This window comes from Methylobacterium oryzae (assembly GCF_021398735.1).
GTDB lineage: Bacteria > Pseudomonadota > Alphaproteobacteria > Rhizobiales > Beijerinckiaceae > Methylobacterium.
In genome coordinates this window covers 3,750,367-3,769,387 of sequence record NZ_CP090349.1, presented here as the reverse complement: position 1 = coordinate 3,769,387, position 19,021 = coordinate 3,750,367, and the positions used below count along the sequence as shown (strand labels likewise).

Annotated in this window: 19 protein-coding genes; 8 read left to right on the top strand and 11 right to left on the bottom strand. The window is 72.2% G+C overall.

All coding sequences use genetic code 11. The features are described 5' to 3' along the window. Positions 1-5 precede the first annotated feature (5 nt). From otnK to LXM90_RS17970, 4 genes are all read right to left on the bottom strand, one after another. Positions 6-1,280 carry a 3-oxo-tetronate kinase gene (gene otnK / locus LXM90_RS17985; RefSeq protein WP_234080972.1) on the bottom strand — a complete coding sequence of 425 codons (1,275 nt, stop codon included), beginning with the start codon at positions 1,278-1,280 and terminating at the stop codon, positions 6-8. Beyond that, entirely contained in the window at positions 1,277-2,059 is a 783-nt protein-coding gene (gene otnI, locus LXM90_RS17980; RefSeq protein ID WP_234080971.1) for a 2-oxo-tetronate isomerase, read from the bottom strand. Before otnI ends, otnK begins: the two co-directional genes overlap by 4 nt. Positions 2,060-2,071: 12 nt before the next feature. Then, a complete protein-coding gene (ltnD, locus tag LXM90_RS17975; protein WP_020092463.1) occupies positions 2,072-2,980 on the bottom strand; it encodes an L-threonate dehydrogenase in 909 nt (302 codons plus the stop codon). 106 nt (positions 2,981-3,086) lie between these two features. Next, the gene (locus LXM90_RS17970; protein ID WP_091682313.1) at positions 3,087-4,409 is read right to left on the bottom strand and encodes an MFS transporter; all 1,323 of its coding nucleotides are present in this window, start codon (positions 4,407-4,409) and stop codon (positions 3,087-3,089) included. A 307-nt stretch (positions 4,410-4,716) separates the two neighbouring features. On the opposite strand from LXM90_RS17970, the gene LXM90_RS17965 reads away from it, so the two are divergent. Next, complete coding sequence (locus LXM90_RS17965; RefSeq protein ID WP_234080970.1) at positions 4,717-5,724, top strand: LacI family DNA-binding transcriptional regulator; 1,008 nt, start codon at positions 4,717-4,719, stop codon at positions 5,722-5,724. Continuing rightward, positions 5,721-6,401: an aldolase gene (locus tag LXM90_RS17960; protein ID WP_091927287.1), complete on the top strand. Its 681-nt coding sequence runs from the start codon at positions 5,721-5,723 to the stop codon at positions 6,399-6,401. Before LXM90_RS17965 ends, LXM90_RS17960 begins: the two co-directional genes overlap by 4 nt. A 172-nt stretch (positions 6,402-6,573) precedes the next feature. On the opposite strand, the gene glyS is transcribed toward LXM90_RS17960, so the two are convergent. From glyS to LXM90_RS17945, 3 genes are all read right to left on the bottom strand, one after another. Further along, entirely contained in the window at positions 6,574-8,673 is a 2,100-nt protein-coding gene (glyS, locus tag LXM90_RS17955; protein WP_234080969.1) for a glycine--tRNA ligase subunit beta, read from the bottom strand. 52 nt (positions 8,674-8,725) lie between these two features. After that, positions 8,726-9,169 carry a DUF3828 domain-containing protein gene (locus tag LXM90_RS17950; protein ID WP_042671538.1) on the bottom strand — a complete coding sequence of 148 codons (444 nt, stop codon included), beginning with the start codon at positions 9,167-9,169 and terminating at the stop codon, positions 8,726-8,728. Between the two features lie 254 nt (positions 9,170-9,423). Continuing rightward, a complete protein-coding gene (locus LXM90_RS17945; RefSeq protein ID WP_042671539.1) occupies positions 9,424-10,332 on the bottom strand; it encodes a glycine--tRNA ligase subunit alpha in 909 nt (302 codons plus the stop codon). A gap of 176 nt (positions 10,333-10,508) precedes the next feature. On the opposite strand from LXM90_RS17945, the gene LXM90_RS17940 reads away from it, so the two are divergent. Next, positions 10,509-10,958 carry a GNAT family N-acetyltransferase gene (locus tag LXM90_RS17940; protein WP_234080968.1) on the top strand — a complete coding sequence of 150 codons (450 nt, stop codon included), beginning with the start codon at positions 10,509-10,511 and terminating at the stop codon, positions 10,956-10,958. Between the two features lie 149 nt (positions 10,959-11,107). Beyond that, entirely contained in the window at positions 11,108-11,386 is a 279-nt protein-coding gene (locus tag LXM90_RS17935; protein ID WP_020092471.1) for a hypothetical protein, read from the top strand. Positions 11,387-11,401: 15 nt separating this feature from the next. Here LXM90_RS17935 and LXM90_RS17930 read toward each other — a convergent pair whose 3' ends face one another. The 4 genes from LXM90_RS17930 to LXM90_RS17915 all read right to left on the bottom strand — a co-directional run bounded on the left by LXM90_RS17930 (position 11,402) and on the right by LXM90_RS17915 (position 15,067). After that, complete coding sequence (locus LXM90_RS17930) at positions 11,402-13,006, bottom strand: Na+/H+ antiporter (protein WP_234080967.1); 1,605 nt, start codon at positions 13,004-13,006, stop codon at positions 11,402-11,404. Between the two features lie 118 nt (positions 13,007-13,124). Next, the gene (locus LXM90_RS17925) at positions 13,125-13,637 is read right to left on the bottom strand and encodes an MmcB family DNA repair protein (protein WP_056523543.1); all 513 of its coding nucleotides are present in this window, start codon (positions 13,635-13,637) and stop codon (positions 13,125-13,127) included. A gap of 115 nt (positions 13,638-13,752) precedes the next feature. Next, positions 13,753-14,529 (bottom strand): cobalamin-binding protein, encoded by a 777-nt coding sequence (locus tag LXM90_RS17920; protein WP_234080966.1) that lies wholly within the window; start codon positions 14,527-14,529, stop codon positions 13,753-13,755. A 16-nt stretch (positions 14,530-14,545) separates the two neighbouring features. Then, positions 14,546-15,067: a DedA family protein gene (locus LXM90_RS17915; protein WP_056523547.1), complete on the bottom strand. Its 522-nt coding sequence runs from the start codon at positions 15,065-15,067 to the stop codon at positions 14,546-14,548. 136 nt (positions 15,068-15,203) lie between these two features. Here LXM90_RS17915 and pdxY point away from each other — a divergent pair, with 136 nt between their 5' ends. The 4 genes from pdxY (at position 15,204) to LXM90_RS17895 (ending at position 18,900) form a co-directional block, all read left to right on the top strand. Further along, positions 15,204-16,052, top strand: coding sequence for a pyridoxal kinase PdxY (gene pdxY / locus LXM90_RS17910; protein ID WP_234080965.1), 849 nt, complete (start codon positions 15,204-15,206; stop codon positions 16,050-16,052). Positions 16,053-16,109: 57 nt separating this feature from the next. Next, entirely contained in the window at positions 16,110-16,994 is an 885-nt protein-coding gene (locus LXM90_RS17905) for a PhzF family phenazine biosynthesis protein (RefSeq protein ID WP_234080964.1), read from the top strand. Continuing rightward, positions 16,987-17,721, top strand: a complete 735-nt coding sequence (locus LXM90_RS17900; protein WP_234080963.1) for an NUDIX hydrolase — start codon at positions 16,987-16,989, stop codon at positions 17,719-17,721. The genes LXM90_RS17905 and LXM90_RS17900 overlap by 8 nt, the downstream gene beginning before the upstream one ends. 180 nt (positions 17,722-17,901) lie before the next feature. Beyond that, entirely contained in the window at positions 17,902-18,900 is a 999-nt protein-coding gene (locus tag LXM90_RS17895; RefSeq protein WP_234080962.1) for an ABC transporter substrate-binding protein, read from the top strand. Positions 18,901-19,021 lie beyond the last annotated feature (121 nt).

Here is a 19,021-nt window from a genome sequence, read left to right as displayed (position 1 = left end):
TGGCGTCAGGCCATCATGTCGAGGGCGCGGCCGAAGAAATCGGCGCCGCCGAAATTGCCGGATTTGAGGGCGAGCAGCATCGGCTCGGGCCGGCCCGCCGTGCGCAGCACCGGCACACCCGCGGCGATCTCGGGGCCGAGCAGGAAGGCCGTGAGGCCCAGCCGGTCGACCACCGCGCCGGAGGTCTCGCCGCCGGCGACCACGAGCCGGCGCACCCCGCGGGCGACGAGGCCCTCGGCGATCGCTGCCAGCGCCGCCTCGATGGCGTGGCCGGCCGCGTCGACGCCGTGGGCGGCCTGGAGCGCGCGCACCGCCTCCGGCGGGGCCGAGGTGGCGATCAGCACCGGGCCCGAGGCCAAGTGCTTGTCCGCGAAGGCCAGGGCCTCAGCGACCACGTCGTCGCCCGCGAGCAGCCGCGCCGGGTCGAGGCGCAGCACCGGCATGATCGTTTCCGCGGCGGCGACCTGCTGGAGGGTCGCCTGCGAGCAGCTGCCGGCGAGGCAGGCGGAGGCGCCGCCCACCGGCTCGCCCACGGCCGCGCCGGCGGCGTCCTTGGTTCCCCGCCCGTCGGCCGCGAGCGCCCGGGCGAGGCCGAGGCCGAGGCCGGACGCGCCCACCGAGAACTTGCGGCCGACGATCGCCCGGCCGAGCACCTCGAGGTCGCTGTCGAAGATCGCGTCCGCGATGGCGGCGCCCTTGCCCTCCTGCGCGAGGGCGTCGAGGCGGGCGGCCACGGCCTCCGCGCCCCTCGCCACCGTGGCGGTGTCGATCAGGCCGACGGGACTGCCGCTCTGGCGCCCGAGCACGCGCACGAGGTTGGCGTCGCGCATCGGGTTGAGCGGGTGGTCCTTGAGCGGGCTCTCGTTCAGCGGCACCGAACCGACGAACAGGTTGCCCTGGTAGACGCTCCGCCCCGTCTCGGGGAAAGCCGGGGTGACGAGGGCGACGGTCTCGCCGGCCTCGGCCCGCAGGGCGTCCATCACGGGACCGATATTGCCCACATCGGTGGAGTCGAAGGTCGAGCAGACCTTGAACATCACGTGGGCCGCGCCCCGGGCCCGCAGCCAGGCTTCCGCCTCGCGGGAGCGCGCCACGGCCTGATCGGCGGGGATCGAGCGGCTCTTGAGGGCCACCACCACAGCGTCGGCCTCCGGCAGCGACCGGCCGTCCTCAGGCACGCCGATGGTCTGGATCGTGCGCAGACCCGCCTTGGTCAGCGTGTTGGCGAGGTCCGAGGCGCCCGTGTAGTCGTCGGCGACGCATCCCAGCGCGAGGCTCATCGGGCGCTCCTCTTGTAGGCGGCGAGCCAGCCGAGGCCCGCGACGGTGTCGGCGGCCGGAATGTACTCGCAGCCGACGAAGCCGCGGTAGCCGAGCCGGTCCAGCTCGTCGAACAGGAAGAAGTCGGCCATCTCGCCGGTCCCGGGCTCATGCCGCTCGGGCACGCTCGCGGTCTGGACGTGACCGATGAGCGGCATCAGGGCGCGCAGCCGCACGGTCACGTCGCCGTGCAGGATCTGGCAGTGGTAGAGGTCGAACTGGAGCTTCAGGTTCGGCAGGGCGAGGTCGCGGATCAGGTCGGCCGCGCGGCCGAAATCGTTGAGGAAATAGCCCGGCATGTTGCGGCCGTTGATCGGCTCCAGGACGAGGTCGAGGCCGGCCGGCGCCAGCCGCTCCGCCGTCCAGGTCACGGCCCGGCGGTAGGATTCGACCGCCCTGGGATCGTCCCACGGGGCGAGGCCCGCCATGAGGTGGAGCCGGCCGACGCCGGTCGCCTCGGCGTAGCGGAGCGCCGTGTCGACCCCCGCCTTCAACTCGTCGAAACGCTCGGGAAAGGCCGCGATCCCGCGCTCGCCCTGGGCGAAGTCGCCCGGCGGCAGGTTGAACAGGGCCTGGGTCAGGCCGTTCGCCCGGAGCCGCGCGCCGATGTCGTCCGGCGCGTGCTCGTAGGGGAACAGGAACTCGACGGCGTCGAACCCGGCCCGGGCCGCGGCCTCGAACCGGTCGAGGAACGGCACCTCGTTGAACATGAGGCTCAGGTTGGCGGCGAAACGCGGCATGGTTCTGTCCCCTCAAGCTTTCTCGGGCAGCTTCGCCCCCGAGACCTGGGCGTAGAGCCGCGCCACCGAGGCGTCGTCGTCCCGACCCATGCCGGCGCCCGACGCCATCAGGAACATCTGCAGGGCCGCCGCCGCCACCGGAACCGGGTACTTCTCGGCCCGGGCCATGTCCTGCACGATGCCGAGGTCCTTGACGAAGATGTCGACCGCGCTCTTCGGGCTGTAGTCGGCGTCGAGGATGTGCGGCACCCGGTTCTCGAACATCCAAGAATTGCCGGCCGACTTGGTGATCACCTCGTAGACGCGCCGGAGGTCGAGTCCCTGCTTGGCCGCGAAGGCCATCGCCTCCGAGGCGGCGGCGATGTGCACGCCCGCGAGCAGCTGGTTGATCATCTTGAAGGCCGCGCCCTGGCCGGCGGCGTCGCCGAGCTCGTAGAGCGTGCCCGCCATGGCATCGAGAGCGGGCCGCGCCTTCGCGAAGGCCGCCGCCGAGCCCGAGGCCAGGAAGGTCAGGCCGCCCTCGGCCGCGCGGGCGGCGCCGCCACTCATCGGGGCGTCGAGGTAGTGGCGGCCGGTGGCCTCCAACCGCGCCGCCAGCGCCCGGGCGACGGCCGGATCCATGGTGGCGGAGGAGACGAACACCGCGCCCTCCGGCATCGCGGCGGCGGCGCCGTCCTCGCCGAACAGGACCGCCTCGGTCTGGGCGGCGTTGACCACCACGCTCACCACCACGTCGGCGTCCCGCGCCGCTTCGGCGGGGTTCGCGGCGCCCCGGCCGCCGGCGGTCGCGAAGCGCGCCACCGCCTCCGGGTTCACGTCGCAGGCGGAGACCGCGAAGCCCGCCCGCAGGAGCGAGCCGGCCATCCCGGAGCCCATGGAGCCCAGGCCGATCACCGCGGCGCGGGGTGTTGCGTTGGTCATCGGGGACGGCTCCTGAAGCTGGGAAAGGGCGCCTCGGCGTCGCCGCTCGAAGCGCGGGTCCCCTCTCCCGTGCGGGAGAGGGGCCAAGTCGCGCCCGGATCAGAGGTCAGCGGTTGACCATCCGGGCGGGCGTCACGAACACGCAGACCGCGCCGACCACCAGCATGGCGGCGAGCGCGTAGAGGCCCGTGGCGGTGCTGCCGGTGGCATCCCGCAGGGCGCCGATCACGTAGGGGCTGACGAAGCCCGCGAGGTTCCCAACCGAGTTGATCAGCGCGATGCCGGCCGCCGCGCCCGCGCCGCTGAGGAACGCCGTGGGCAGCGACCAGAACAGGGGCGAGCAGGTCAGCACGCCGGCCGCCGCCACCGACAGCGCCGCGATGGCGAGCGTCGTCGAGCCGGCATTGGCCGAGACCACGAAGGCGACCGCGCCGATCAGCGCCGGGATGATCAGGTGCCAGCGGCGCTCGCGCATCCGGTCGGCGGAGCGGCCGAGCAGAATCATCACGATCGCCGCGCAGACGAACGGGATCGCGCTGATCAGGCCGATGTTGAAGTTGCCCTGCACGCCCGACGCCTTGACGATCGTCGGCATCCAGAAGGTCAGCCCGTACTGGCCGGTGACGAAGGCGAAGTAGATCAGGCTCATGAACCACACGCGGCCGTTGCGGAACACGGTGGCGATGGAGTGCGGGCTCGATTCCTTGCCCTGGTTGTCGGCCGCGATGTCGCGCTCGAGGAGCTGCTTCTCGGCGTCGGTCAGCCACTTGGCCTCGGCGGGGCGGTTGTCGAGGTAGAAGAACACCGCGAGGCCGATCAGCACCGCCGGCACCGCCTCGATCAGGAACATCCACTGCCAGCCGGACAGGCCGTGGGCGCCGTTGAACGCGTCCATGATCCAGCCGGAGAGCGGGTTGCCGAAGATGCCGGAGATCGGGATCGCCGCCATGAACACGGCGATCACCCGGGCCCGGCGATGGGCCGGGAACCACGAGGTCGTGTAGAGGATGACGCCCGGGTAGAACCCGGCCTCGGCGAGACCGAGGAGGAAGCGCATCCCGTAGAAGCTCCACTCGGAGTTCACGAACAGGAACGCCCCGGAGATCACCCCCCAGGTGATCATGATCCGGGCGATCCACACCCGGGCGCCGACCCGGTGCAGGATCACGTTCGAGGGCACCTCGAACAGGAAGTAGCCGAGGAAGAAGATGCCGGCGCCGAGGCCGTAGACCGTCTCGGAGAACTTCAGCTCCTGGGACATCTGGAGCTTGGCGAAGCCGACATTCACCCGGTCGAGATATGCCACGACGTAGCAGAGCATCAGGAACGGCACGAGGCGCCAGAACACCTTCGCGTAGGTGCGGTCGGCGAAGGACTTCTCGTCCGCGGGTGCGGTGGCGCCCCCCAGCGGGGCGGCTTGAACCGACATGGCGTACTCCCTGGTCCGGGCCGCACGGCTGCCGGACATCGCTCTTCACCGCTCGTCGGGCGGCGCTGGGGCGGTGCCATATCGCCTTTTGGCAGCGCTGCCAATCCGGTTGTGCGAGATAATGCAGGCCGCTATGTCAGTCGTGGATCGACGCGGACGGTCTTCCCATTCCTGCCTTATGCCGAGGCGCTGCAGCGTGGTGGAGGCCTCCTTCGGGGTCCGCTTCGCGGTCGTCTCAGGATGAGGGAAGGACGCCGGGAGGTTCGACGGGCGTCGTGAAAAAAAACCGCGCCGGGAGAGCGGGGCCATGGACGACATCCAGCCGCAGGGGCGGCTCGTCACCCTCACCGACGTCGCCCGCGAGGCCGGGGTCGGCGAGAGCACGGTCTCGCGGGTCCTGCGCAACCACGGCTCCTACTCCAAGCGCGCCGGCGAGCGGGTGGCGGAGGCGGTCGCCCGGCTCGGCTACGTTCCGAATCGCCTCGCCGGCAGCCTCGCCGGCCAGGGGGCGAGCGCGCGGCTTGTGGGGGTCGTCATCCCGTCGCTCGCCAACGTGGTCTTCCCTGACCTGCTGCGCGGCCTCACCGCCGCCCTCGACGCCGACGGCATCCCCTGCGTGATCGGGGTGAGCGACTACGACCCGGACCGGGAGGAGGCGCTGGCCGCCGCGCTCCTCTCCTGGCGGCCGGCGGCGCTGCTGCTCACCGGGCTGGAGCACAATCCCGGGACGGTGGCCCTGGCGAAGGCCGGGGGCGTGCGCGTGGTCGAGATGATCGACACGGATGGGGAGGGGATCGACGCCGTGGTCGGCTTCTCCAACCGGGCCGTGGGGGCGGCGAGCGCGCGCCACCTCGTGGCGCGCGGGTACCGGCGGATCGGCTATCTCGGCCACGACCTCGCGGTCGACCTGCGCGCGGGCAAGCGGCTCGCCGGGTTCGAGGCCGCGCTCGGGCAGGCGGGTTTGGCGCTCCACGGCAAGGAGATCCGGACGGGGCCGTCCTCGCCGGCCTCGGGCCGGGCCGGGCTGGAGGCGCTGCTGGCGCGCGTGCCCGATCTCGACGCGGTCTACTTCTCCAACGACGACATGGCGCTCGGCGGCTACTTCGCCTGCCTGTCGACGGGGCTGGCGGTGCCGGGACGGATCGCGCTGTTCGGCTTCAACGGGCTCGACTTCGCGGCGGCGATGCCGCAGCCCTTGTCGACGGTGCGCACGCCGCGCCTGGAGATCGGCCGGCAGGCCGCCGCCTGCCTGACCGGCGCAGGCCCGAGGAAAATCGATCTCGGATTCGAGCTGATCGAGGGAGCGACCGCATGAGCGACGAGAGCCGGCTGCGCGAGGAGATCTGCCGCTACGGCCGCTCGCTGTTCGAGCGCGGCCTGACGCCGGGCTCGTCCGGCAACATCTCGCTGCGCCTGCCCGACGGGGGCTGGCTGGTGACGCCGACCAACGCGTCGCTCGGGTTCCTCGACCCGGCGCGGATCTCGCGGTTGGACGATGCGGGGCGGCTGGTCTCCGGCGACAAGCCCACCAAGGAGATCCCGCTGCACAGCGCACTCTACGAGAGCCGGAACGAGGCGAAGGCCATCGTCCACCTGCACTCGACCCACGCGGTGGCGGTCTCGATGCTGCCGGAGGTCGACCCGCGACAGGTGCTGCCGCCGCTGACGCCCTACTACCTGATGCGGACCGGCGGCACGGCGCTCGTGCCCTACTATCGCCCGGGCGACCCGGCCGTGGCGGACGCGATCCGGGGCCTGGCGGGGAAGTACAGCTCGGTGCTGCTCGCCAATCACGGACCGGTGGTGGCGGGCGACAGCCTGGAGGGCGCGGTCTTCGCCACCGAGGAGCTGGAGGAGACCGCCAAGCTCTACCTGCTCCTGCGCAACCTCAACCCGCGGCAGCTGAGCCCCGGGCAGGTGGCGGATCTGGTGAGCCATTTCGGCCTGACCCTGCCGGAGCCGGACGACCATGCCGGGCACGATCACGGGTGAGGGCGGTGGGTCCGCTCTCCCACAGACCACCTCATCCTGAGGTGCGAGCGCAGCGAGCCTCGAAGGAGGGCTCCAGGGATCGCACGGCTGGCTGGAGGTCTCCTTCGAGGCCTCCGCTACGCTCCGGCACCTCAGGATGAGGGCGCGAGTGGGATTGAGGACGTCGTGCGCCTCACCCCTCGATCTTCGAGAAATCCGCCACCTCCCGCGTCGCGGCGCGGAGCGCGTTGAGCAGAGCCAAGCGGTTCTCGCGGAGCTTCGGATCGGGGGCGTTGACGGTCACGTCCTGAAAGAACGCGTCGACCGGCGCGCGCAGCGTCGAGAGCGCCTGCATGGCGCCGGAAAAATCCTCCCGCGCCACGGCCGCCGAGGCGGTCTCCCGCGCCTTCGCCAGCGCCTCGGCGAGCGCCCGCTCGGCCGGCTCGCCCGCTTCCGCGAGGGCGGCGTCGGGCGCGGAATCGTAGGCGCGGCCGTCCTTCTTCTCCTCGATCCGCAGGATGTTGGCCGCGCGCTTGTAGCCCGCGAGCAGGTTCTTGCCGTCCTCGGTGTCGAGGAACTGGCCGAGCGCCTCGACGCGGCGCACGACCATCAGCAGGTCGTCCTGGCCGGGGAGGGCGAAGACGGCGTCGATCAGGTCGTGGCGGGCGCCCTGGTCGCGGAGATAGACCTTCAGGCGGTCGGCGAGGAAGCCGAGGAGATCCCGCGCGTCGGCACCGGCCCGCCCGGCGAGGCCGCGATCCGCAGCGCCGACCTGCTCCAGCAGCCGCAGGCGCAGGCCGCGGTCGAGGATCAGTCGGATCACGCCCAGCGCCGCCCGGCGCAGGGCGAACGGATCCTTGCTGCCCGTGGGCTTCTCGTCGATCGCCCAGAAGCCCGCGAGCGTGTCGAGCTTGTCGGCGAGCGCCACCGCGATCGAGACCGGATCGCTCGGCACCCGGTCGGAGGGGCCGAGCGGCTTGTAGTGCTCCTCGATGGCCGCGCAGACGCTGTCGTGCTCGCCCTGGAGCGCCGCGTATTTCCGGCCCATCAGGCCCTGGAGCTCGGGGAACTCGCCGACCATCTCGGTGACGAGGTCGGCCTTGGCGAGGCGCGCGGCGCGCTCGGCGAGCGCCGGGTCGGCCCCCACGAGCGGCGCGAGGTCCTTCGCCAGGGCCGCGATGCGGGCGATGCGCTCGCCCTGCGTCCCGAGCTTCTCGTGGAAGACGATGGCGTCGAGCTTGGGCAGCCGGTCCTCCAGGCGGGTCGCCTTGTCGGTCTCCCAGAAGAACTTCGCGTCGGACAGGCGCGCCCGGACCACCCGCTCGTTGCCGGCGGTGATCGCTTGGCCACCGTCGGTGGCGACGAGGTTCGAGACCAGGATGAAGGCCGGCGCCAGGTCCTCCGAGCCGCCCTTGCGCAGAACGAAGCATTTCTGATTCGCCCGGATGGTCGCGCGGATCGCCTCGGCGGGGATGTCGAGGAACGACGCGTCGAACGAGCCCATCAGCACCACCGGCCATTCCACGAGGCCCGACACCTCCTCCAGCAGGCCCTCGTCCTCCACGAGGTCGAGGCCGCGGGCGAAGGCGAGGTCGCGGGCGTCGTGCAGGATCACGTCCTTGCGCCGGTCGGCGTCGAGGATGACCTTCGCGCGCTCCAGCGCCTGGATGTAGTCGTCGAACCGGCGCACCTCGATCGCCTCGGGGGCGAGGAAGCGGTGGCCGTAGGTCACGGTGCTGGCCGCGATCCCGGCGACCGAGACGGGGACCACCTCCGGCGTCTCCGTCTCGGGCCCGAAGGTCGCGACGATCGACTGCAGGGGACGCACCCAGCGCAGCGAGCCCGGCTCGGCCGAGGCTGCGCCCCAGCGCATGGATTTCGGCCAGGGGAAGCTCTTGACGATCTCGGGCAGGAGTTCGGCCAGGACGTCCAGCGTCTCGCGGCCGGGCCGCTCGATCACCGCGAGGTAGAACTCGCCCTTCTTCGGGTCGGTGACGGTCGTGGCCTGATCGAGGCTCGTCAGACCCGCGCCCTTCAGGAAGCCCTGGACGGCCGCCTCGGGCGCGCCGACCCGCGGGCCGCGGCGCTCCTCGCGCACGGCCTCGCCCCGGGCGGGAAGGCCGGCGATGTGGAGCGCCAAGCGGCGCGGCGTCGAGAACGCCCGGACGCCCTCGTACAGGAAGCCGCGCGCCACGAGGGCGTCGGTGACGAGCTTCTTCAGATCCTCCGCCGCGCGCCGCTGCATGCGGGCGGGGATCTCTTCCGAGCGGAGTTCGAGCAGGAGGTCGGGCATGGGGCGGCCATATCGCCGCGCCGCACCCCTGTCGAGGGTCGGCGCGCGGGGCTCAGCGCGACTCGCCCTTGAGGATGGTCGAGAGCTGCCACTTCCGGTCGCCGATCGCGTGGGCGTCGGAGACCTTCCAGCCGCCGTCCTCGCGCACGAGGTCGTACACGATGACGTTGGCGCCGTTGCCGCCCTTGCGCTCAACCGTGACCTTCGCCTGGTCCTTGCCCTCGGTAGCCTCCTTGAAGGTCAGGTTCTTCACCGTGTCGGGCTTCAGGGGCTCGCCGTTCAGGCGGTAGTCGAAATCGAGGTTGCCGGTGGCGCCGTTGGCCTGCTTCGCGTCGGCGTCGAACAGGCCCTGCAGGCGCTTCGAGTACACGGAGGAGTGATTCGGGTGCGGCTCGGCGTAGAGCTTCTTCACCGTGGCCTCAGGCCCGGGATCGGCCGCCAGCGCGGGGGCGAGGCCGAATCCGAGGAGGCTGAGGGCGAGGATCGTCTTCTTCATTGGGCATGTCCCGCGTCTGCGGACGCGCCGAGGCGCGCCGGTTGGCGGGGGTTGCAACGCGCGAGGGGGCAAGGGGCTCCGCGATGGGGCACCCCTCCGTCATCGCGGGCGCAGCGAAGCGACCCAGGGCGTCGGGACGTCTGGCAGCGAGGCGCGACCCTGGATTGCTTCGCTGCGCTCGCAAAGACGGCGGCGCATCTGGGCACTCCGGACTGCGTCGTCCGCAGCCATCTGGTCGAGCGCCAGCGCCGACCTCACGCCCCGCCGGCGGCGGTCCTTAACCACGCCGCGCCGCAGGCCTTGGCCAGTTCGCGCACGCGGAGGATGTAACTCTGGCGCTCCGTCACCGAGATCACGCCGCGCGCGTCGAGCAGGTTGAACACGTGGCTCGCCTTGATGCACTGGTCGTAGGCCGGCTGCGCCATGCGGTGGCGTTCACCCTCCGCGTCCGGCGCGCCGGCCGCGAGGTAGGATCGGCAGGCGGCCTCCGCGTCGGTGAACTGGCGGAACAGCATCGCGGTGTCGGCCGCCTCGAAGTTGTGGCGGGAGTACTCCTGCTCGGCCTGCAGGAACACGTCCCCGTAGGTGATCCGGTCGGCGCCTTCGGCGCCGTTGAAGTCCAGGTCGTAGACGTTCTCAACGCCCTGGACGTACATGGCGAGCCGCTCCAGCCCGTAGGTCAGCTCGCCCGCCACCGGCGCGCACTCGAAGCCCGCCACCTGCTGGAAATAGGTGAACTGGCTGACCTCCATCCCGTCGCACCAGCACTCCCAGCCGAGGCCCCAGGCGCCCAGGGTCGGGCTCTCCCAGTCGTCCTCGACGAAGCGGATGTCGTGAAGCTTCAGGTCGACGCCGATGGCGGCGAGCGAGGCGAGGTAGAGCTCCTGCAGGTTCGGCGGGTTCGGCTTCAGGATCACCTGGAATTGGTAATAGTGCTGGAGCCGGTTGGGGTTCTCGCCGTAGCGGCCGTCCTTGGGCCGGCGCGACGGCTGAACGTAGGCCGCCTTCCAGGGCTTCGGGCCGAGCGCCCGCAGGGTCGTGGCCGGATGGAACGTGCCGGCACCGACCTCCATGTCGTAGGGCTGGAGGATCACGCAGCCCTGCGCCGCCCAGAATTCCTGAAGCGTCAGGATCAGACCCTGGAAGGATTTTTTCTCGGACATCGGTCTCGGCGGCTCGGGATCGCGCGGCGGCTGGGGCCGCCGGCGGGCCGGTTTAGGTGCGGGCGGCGAGGGGTGCAAGGCAAAGGGTGTCGACCGAGGGGGCGCGGCGCCGGCAGCCCGGGTTGCCTATGCGGTCCCGATGATGGTCCGCTCGCTGCGCAAGCACGGAGAGAATCATGGATCCTGACCTCGCGATCCGCCCGATCGGCCCCGGCGACCGGGACGCTTGGCTGCCGCTCTGGCGGGGCTACCAGTCCTTCTACAAGGTCGACCTGTCGGACGTTGTCACCGACACGACCTGGCAGCGCCTCAACGATCCGGCCGAGCCGGTGGACGGTGCCCTGGCGTGGCGCGGTGCCGAGGCGGTCGGCCTCGTCCACCACATCCGCCACCGCTCGGCCTGGACGATCGGCGACTACTGCTACCTCCAGGACCTGTTCGTGGCGGACGGCACGCGCGGGCTCGGGATCGGCCGTCGGCTGATCGAGCACGTCTACGCGGCCGCGCAGGCCGCCGGCTGCTCGCGCGTCCACTGGCTGACGCACGAGACCAACGCGGACGCGATGCAGCTCTACGACCGGATCGCCGAGAAGTCGGGCTTCGTTCAGTACCGCAGGATCTTCTGAGCGCCGGCGCCCGACGTGCGCCGGGACACCCAAGCGTGGCGGTTTTTGGGCAATAAACCGGAACCGCCGAGCTGACGGCCAAGTTATCAGCGCAACAGGGGATCTCGGCACCTCAGCGCTGCCGAATACAGAACGTCGGACGACCCGTCATGTACAATGCTCGCATCCGCACCAGCTTCGGCCGCAAGAACATCGCCGTCTTCGCCGCGCTCGCCATCTCGTCGCTGGCCGCCACGCCCTTCGTGATGAGCGCCAGCCGTGCGCTCGCCACTTCCGAAGACCAGCCGGTGGCCGCCACCCTGCGGGTCGAGCCGGTAGAGGTCGCCCCCGTGGCGGCCGCGCCGAAGGCTGAGGGAAGCTGCCTACGCAAGGTCCGGGTGGTCTACAGCGGCTACGGCCAGTCGGCGGACGGGTGCGCGGCCCACTGACGCCAGCGCCCCGACTCAGCCGTGGGCCGGTGCGGTCCCGGCCAGACGCTTGAGATGGAGTTCCTCCAAGTCGATCTCCGTCTCGAGCTGCCGCAGCACCGAGCTGTGGATCCGGTTCTGCCGGTGCAGGTCGATCAGGGCCGACCGGCCTGAGCGCACGGCGAGCAGGGCGGCGGCGAAGTGCTCGGTCTTCTCGGCCTCCAGCGCCGCCCGCTCGTCGCGGTCCCGCGAGGCCGCCCGCACCCGGCGGCGGTACTCCTCCACGAGGCGCGGGTGCTTCAGCGCCCCGGTCTCGGCGAACACCAAGCCCTGTAGGGCGGCGAGCCCGGCCTCGTTCACGACGACGCGGGCCATCGGCGCGTCGAGGTGGCCCTCGGGGAGATGCGCCGCGGGGTCGAGGCGGAGGCTGCGGATCAGCGGCCCCAGGGTCGTGCCCTGCACGAGCACGGTGAACAGGATCACCGCGAAGGCCGCGACCAGGATCGCGTCGCGGCCGGGGAAATCCACCGGCAGAGCCAGGGCGGCCGCCAGGGTCACGACCCCGCGCATGCCGGCCCACCCGACGATCAGCGGCACGGCCGGGTTCGGGGCGGGCTCCTGCGCGCGGACCCGCGGCGACAGGAGCCGCCGCAGGTAGACGGCCGGGAACACCCAGAGCAGACGGGCGACGACGCAGGTCGCCGTGACGGCGAGCGCCAGCGGCAACTCCGCCTCGAGCGCGCCCATCTGGCCGCCGGTCCGGGCGAGCACGCCGCGGAGCGCCAAGCCGATCAGCACGAAGACCAGGGCCTCCAGCACGAAGACCACGAACTCCCACACCGCCACGGAATGGCGGCGGGCATGCGCGTCGAAGGTCTCGTGCTCCCGGCCGCCCATCATCAGGCCGCAAGCGACCACGGCCAGGACACCGGAGGCGTGGATCTCCTCGGCCGCGAGGTAGGCGACGTAGGCGGCGAGGAAGCTCAGCACCGTGATGGCGTTGGCGTCGTGCATCCGGCGTATCACCAGGGTCACCGCCACCCCGCACGCGATCCCGACCGCGACACCCGCCACCGCGAGCCACGCGAAGCTGCCGGCCGCCGCCCAGGCGCTGAAGGTGCCGGTGAGCGCCGCCGCCACCGCGAAGCGGTAGAGCACGAGGCCCGAGGCGTCGTTCACGAGGCTCTCGCCCTCCAGGACCGTGATCATCCGGCGGGGCAGGGCGACGCGGGCCAGCACCGCCTTGGCGGCCACCGCGTCCGGCGGCGAGACGATGGCGCCGAGGGCGAAGCAGGCGGCCCAGGGCAGGGACGGCACCACCGCGTGGGCGACGAGCCCGACCACGAGGGTCGTGAACAGGACCGCGCCGAGGGACAGGGACAGGATCGGGCCGAGGCTCGCCCGGAAGTCGCGCCAGACGGTGAAGTAGGCGGATTCGAGCAGGAGCGGCGGCAGGAACAGGACCATGATCAGGTCCGGATCGAGATCGAAGGCCGGCAGGCCCGGCACCACCGCCAGCGCCATGCCGCCGACGACGAGGGCGGCGGCCGGCGGGAAACCGAGGCGCCCGGCCGCCAGCGACAGCAGCAGGGCCGCGCCGAGGAGACCGAGGATCAGCTCGAACAGGGCGACGGATGTCATCGGTGGATCGGGCCCGGCGCCGGAGGCCCGGCAAGCGCGGCCGTTCTAGGACGTTTCCCGGTCGGATGAATACCGCGTCGGCCGAAGGTTCGCCGAGGGTCGCGGTGCGGGCCGCGCCCTAGAGAGCCCCTTCCCGCACGGCGCCCGGGTCGGCCAGCGCGTGCAGGATGCGCGCGGCGCTGTGGGCGAAGCGCAGCGTCACGGCCTTGCGGCGGGCGCCGCTCAGCGGGTGCTCGGGCGGCTCCCGCAGGATCCCGGCCCCGTAGGCGTCGGCGACGATCAGGCCGCACTCTTCCGGGATCAGCGACTCGGGCACGTCCTCGGGGATGGCGAAGAAAAACCGGTCGCAGAAGTCGCGGTAATCCGGCCATTTCCGGTCGGCGCGGAAATCGGCCACGCTCGACTTGATCTCCACGATGGTGAGCTTGCCGGCGCCGCAGAGCGCGATCACGTCGGCGCGGCGGCCGTTGACGAGGGAGAATTCCGGCAGGGTGACGCAGCCCATCTCGGAGAACAACCGGCGCACGCCGCGCTGGATGCGCAGGGCTGTGGGCGATTGCCGCCGGTCGGGCGGCAGCAGCGCCTCGACGGCTGGGGGCGCGGAATCGGGAAGGCCGAGGGAAGCGGACATCGAGCTCGGGGGATGCGTCTGCGGGTGCGTCTGTACCGAATCGGGACATCCTGCCAAGTCGCGCCCGGTCCGTCACCTGCGGCGCGGCATCGCCCCACGCATCACCCTGAGGCGATCACCCGAGGCAGGCCCGAATCGCGTCGAACCCGTCGGTGAGGGCGGCCGGGCCGGGCTGCAGGATCAGCGGCGACTTGATCTCGTGGATGCGCCCGTCGCGCACCGCCGGGATCGCCGCCCAGCCGGGCCGGGACCGGATGCGCTCGACATTGACCCGCTTGCCGCACCACGAGGCGAGGATCACGTCGGGCGCGGCCGCGATCACCTGCTCGGCGGTGACGATCCGGTCCTTCGCGGCCGGCTGGCGGCTCAGCTCCGGGAAGACGTCCCGGCCGCCGGCGAGGCCGATCAGGTCCGAGACCCAGCCGATGCCGGAGATCATCGGCGCGTCCCACTCCTCGAAGTAGACGCGCGGGGGCGGCCGCTCCCGGACCGAGGCGGCGGCCGCGGCCAGCCGCGCCTCGAGGCCCGCCGCCAGGGTCTCGGCCCGCTCCGGCAGGCCCACGAGGGCGCCGAGCGTGCGCACCATCGCGAGGCAGCCCGCCACGTCACGCTGGTTGAACAGGTGGACCGCCACGCCCGCGCGGGCGAGGTCGGCGACGATGCCGGCCTGGAGGTCCGAGAAGGCCAGGACGAGGTCCGGCGCCAGCGCCAGGATCTTCGGGATGTCCGCACTGGTGAAGGCCGAGACGCGCGGCTTCTCCCGGCGGACCCGGGGCGGGCGCACCGCGTAGCCCGAGACGCCGACGATCCTGTCCTCCGCGCCCAGGAGGTACAGGGTCTCGACCGTCTCCTCGGTGAGGCAGACGATCCGCTCGGGCGGGAAGCGGCGCATCAGCGGTCGAGCCGGATTATCGGTCGAGCCACGTGAGCAGCCCGGCCCCGGGGGCCAGAAGGACGAAGGCCCAGACCAGCGCGGAGGCGACGTTGGCCAGCTGGAACGGCAGCCGCGCCAGGCCGAGGATCCCGGCGAAGAGCGGGACCAGAGCGCGGGCCGGCCCGAAGAAGCGCCCCAGGGCCACCGCGGCGATGCCCCACCGGCCGATGAAGGCCTCGGCCTTGGCCATGAGCTCGGGATAGCGCCGCAGCGGCCACTTGGTCTTTGCCCCCGGCCCGAGCCAGCGCCCGGCCTCGTAGGAGATCCAGTCGCCGAGGGCGGCCCCGAGCGCCGCGGCGATCACCACCGGCCAGAACGGGATGTCGGCGCCGCCGACGAGGGCCCCGATGCCGACCAGGATCACGGTTGCCGGGACGAACAGCGACAGGATCGCGATCGATTCGCAGAAGGCGAGGCCGCCCGCGATGACCGGCGTCCAGGCCTTGTGCGCCTCCACGAAGGCGAGGGTCGAGGTGCGCAGGGCTTCGATGTCCATGGGGCTCCGAACGGGGCTCGGGGGATGGGAGAAGGGTCGGTCCCATCTGAGGCGCGCGGGGGAGGGCGGCAAGGGACAGGGGTGCGGCCGGCGCGGGAACCGGCTAACCGTAGCGGGACAACGAGCGAGTCCCGCGTTGAACGTCCTGTCGATCCAGTCCCACGTCGCCTACGGCCATGTCGGCAACGCCTCGGCGGTGTTCCCGATGCAGCGGCTCGGGGTCGAGGTCTGGCCGGTCCACACGGTTCAGTTCTCAAACCACACCGGCTACGGCGCGTGGCGCGGCCCCGTCTTCGACGCGGCGATGATCCGCGAGGTGGTGCGCGGCATCGGCGAGCGCGGCGTCCTGGGCCGCTGCGACGCGGTCCTGTCGGGCTACATGGGCTCGGCGGAGATAGGCGCCGCGATTCTGGAGGCGGTGGACGCCGTGCGCGCGGCGAACCCGCGGGCGCTCTACTGCTGCGACCCGGTGATCGGCGACGTCGAGGAGGGCGTCTACGTGCGGCCCGGCATCGAGGCGTTCCTGCGCGAGCGCGCTGTCCCGGCCGCCGACATCCTTACCCCCAACCAGTTCGAGCTCGGCCTGCTCACCGGCCTGCCGAGCGGCACCCTGGCGGAGGCCGGGTCCGCGATCGCGGCGCTCCGGGCGCGCGGGCCGCGGGTGGTCCTGGTCACCTCGGCGCTCTGCGCCGACACGCCCGCCGACAGCATCGACCTGCTCGCGGGCGCGGAGGGGCGGGTGTTCCGGGTCCGGACGCCGCGGCTCGCCATCGCGGTGAACGGGGCCGGCGACTGCATCGCGGCGCTGTTCCTGGTGCATTACGCCCGGACCGGCTCGGCCGAGGCGGCGCTGGGCGCGGCGGCGGCCTCGATCTACGGGCTGCTCAAGCGCACCGCCGAGGCGGGATCGCGGGAGATCCTGACGGTCGCCGCGCAGGAGGAGTACGTGAACCCGAGCGCGCGGTTTCCGGTCGAGGCGGTCTGAGGCGCCCCCGGCAAACCGCTCCGCCCAAGTCCGCAGAGAGCAGGAAGGATCGACACGATGGCGCGCCGCTTCGTCACCCTCGATGTGTTCACCGAGCGGAGGCTCGCCGGCAATCCACTCGCCGTGGTGCTCGACGCGGAGGGGCTCGACACCGCGGCCATGCAGGCCATCGCGCGGGAGTTCAACCTGTCGGAGACGGTCTTCGTCTTCCCGCCCGCGGAGGCCCGGCACAGGGCGTCGCTGCGCATCTTCACCCCCGCCCGGGAGCTGCCCTTCGCCGGGCACCCGACGGTGGGCACGGCCGTGCTGCTGGCGCTGCAGGACCCGACCCGGGGCGACGCCCGGGCCTTCGGCCTGGAGGAGGGGATCGGGATCGTCCCCTGCGTGGTCGAGACCCTGGCGGACGGGACCGGCGGACGGGCCCGGTTCCGCCTCCCGGTCCTGCCGGACTACCTCGGTCCCGGCCCCGATCCCGCCGCGCTGGCGCGGCTCCTGGGCCTCGAGCCCGGCGACATCGGCACCGGCCGGCACGCGCCGAGCCGCCACGGCGTGGGGCCGACCTTCACCTGCGTGCCGGTGGCGTCGGTCGCCGCCCTCGACGCCGCCCGGACGGCCCAGGCGCCCGATCCGGCCGACGGGCTCTACCTCTACGCCCCGGATCCCGAGGGCACCGGTCAGCGCTGGCGCGTCCGCATGTTCGCGCCGAATGTCGGCGTGCCGGAGGATCCCGCCACCGGCTCGGCGGCCTCCGCCTTCGCGGGGGTGCTGATGCAGTTCGAGGCGCTGGGCGACGGCACCCACGACGTGGCGATCCGCCAGGGCGAGGCGATGGGGCGGCCGAGCGACATCGCGCTCCAGCTCACGATCGCGGCCGGCGCCCTGCAGGGCGTCGAGATCGGCGGCGCCGCCGTGATCCTGTCGGACGGCAGCCTGCATGTCTGAAGGCTCCTCCGACGGCGTCTCCGACGGCTTCCGGATCACCCGCGTCGCGGAGGTGGCGGCGCGGTTCGTAGACCACGACTGGGCCTTCCCGCGCGTGCACGAAGCCGCCATCGCGGCCCACTGGCAGACCCGGCTGCGCCGCAGCCCCGGCATGTTCGACGGGACCGTCCTGCTGTGCTGCGACCACGCGGTCGCCGACGGGGTCGCCCGGCTCGACCTGTTCGCGACGCGCTACGCGACCTTCACCTACTACCGGGACAGGCCCCACCCCGAGCCGCGCATCGCCAACGCCTTCGCGGCGATCGTGCCCTGGACGGCGGACGGCGCCGTCTTGCTCGGCGAGATGGGCGCCCACACGGCCAATGCCGGCCAGCTCTACTTCCCCTGCGGCACCCCGGATCCGGACGACGTGCGCGGCGCGCGGGTCGATCTCACCGGCAGCGCCGCCCGGGAACTCGCCGAGGAGACCGGCCTCGCGCTGCCGGCCGGGGCTGAGACGGACTGGGTGCTTCTTGAGGGGGAGGGCCAGCTCGCCTTCCTGCGGCCGGTGCGCTTCCCCGAGCCGGCCGCGAGGATCGTGGCGCGGATCGCCGACCATCTCGGCGCCGAGGCCGAGCCGGAGCTCGCCGGGATGCACGTGGTGCGGGGGCGTGAGGACATCGATCCCGCGCGGATGCCGGGCTTCGTGCGGGCCTACCTGGCGGACACGTTCCCGCCCGCCCGTTGACCGGCGCGGCGCGCGGGGAAAGACATTCGTCTCCCCGCGGAGGTCAGCCGGATGTCGTCTTGTCTGCCGACCGCGGGCAATACAGATTTCCGTTTCATTGACCGCCCTCGAGACAAGCATAAACTCGGCCTTCTACCGAACAGGCCCGCGCAACGCGGGCCGCGTATCCCGGCAGGCCCCATGTTCATCCGATCTCACTTGCGGCCCGGTGGCCGCCGGCTCGCCGGGGCGCGGCTCGCGACCGCACTGACGCTGGCCACGATGACGCTGGCCACCGTGACGCTGGCGGCGTTGGCCGCCCGCGCGGAGGAGATTGTCCTGCGGGTCGGCGACCAGAAGGGCGGGAACCGGTCGCTCCTCGAGATCGCCGGCTACGCGAAGGATGTGCCCTACCGGATTGCGTGGTCGGAATTCCCCGCCGCCGCGCCGATCCTGGAGGCGCTCAACGCCGGCGCCCTCGATGTCGGCTACACCGGCGATCTCTCCTTCCTCACCGTCGTTGCGGCCGGGGCACCGATCAAGGCGATCGGCGGCACCAAGTCCGATCCCCGGACGCAGACGATCCTGGTCCGCGCAGATTCGCCGATCCGCTCGGCCGCGGATCTGAAGGGCAAGCGGCTCGCCGGCACCCGCGGCGGCTGGGGCCAGTTCCTGATCAGCGCGACGCTGGAGAAGGCCGGGATCGCGCCGTCCGAGGCCACCTTCGCGCCACTCAACCCAGTCGACGCGAAGGTCGCGCTGATGGCCGGCTCGGTGGATGCCTGGGCGGTCTGGGAGCCCTACGTCGCGTTCGCGACGCTCAAGGACAAGGCCCGGCCGATCGCGGACGGCGCGGGCCTTACGCCGACCATCACCTTCATCGTCGCCTCGGACAGCGCCATCGCCACCAAGCGGGCGGCGCTGCAGGACTTCCTGAGCCGCCTGAACCGGGCGCGGCTCTGGTCGCTGGACCATCTGGACGCCTACGCCCGGAACACGGCCGCGCTGACGAAGATGCCGGAGGACGTCCTGCGCGCGGCCTACACGGCGCAGCGGACGCGCCCGATCGCGCTCGACGAGGGCGTCGTGAAGGAGGTCCAGGACGCCTCGGACCGGGCGACGCGGTACGGCATCCTGTCGAAGACGCTCGACGTCGGCCGGGCCGTGGACCGGAGCTTCACGGAAGCGGCCTCGAACTGAGCGGGACACGGTCGTCACGCCCCGCGATTTTTGCGGCACTGCGGGAGCTTCGCTGTTTCCGGCACGTTCACCAGGGGCTCCCCGCAGCGGCACGTGGCCGGGCGGGTCGCGTTCCGGAGTG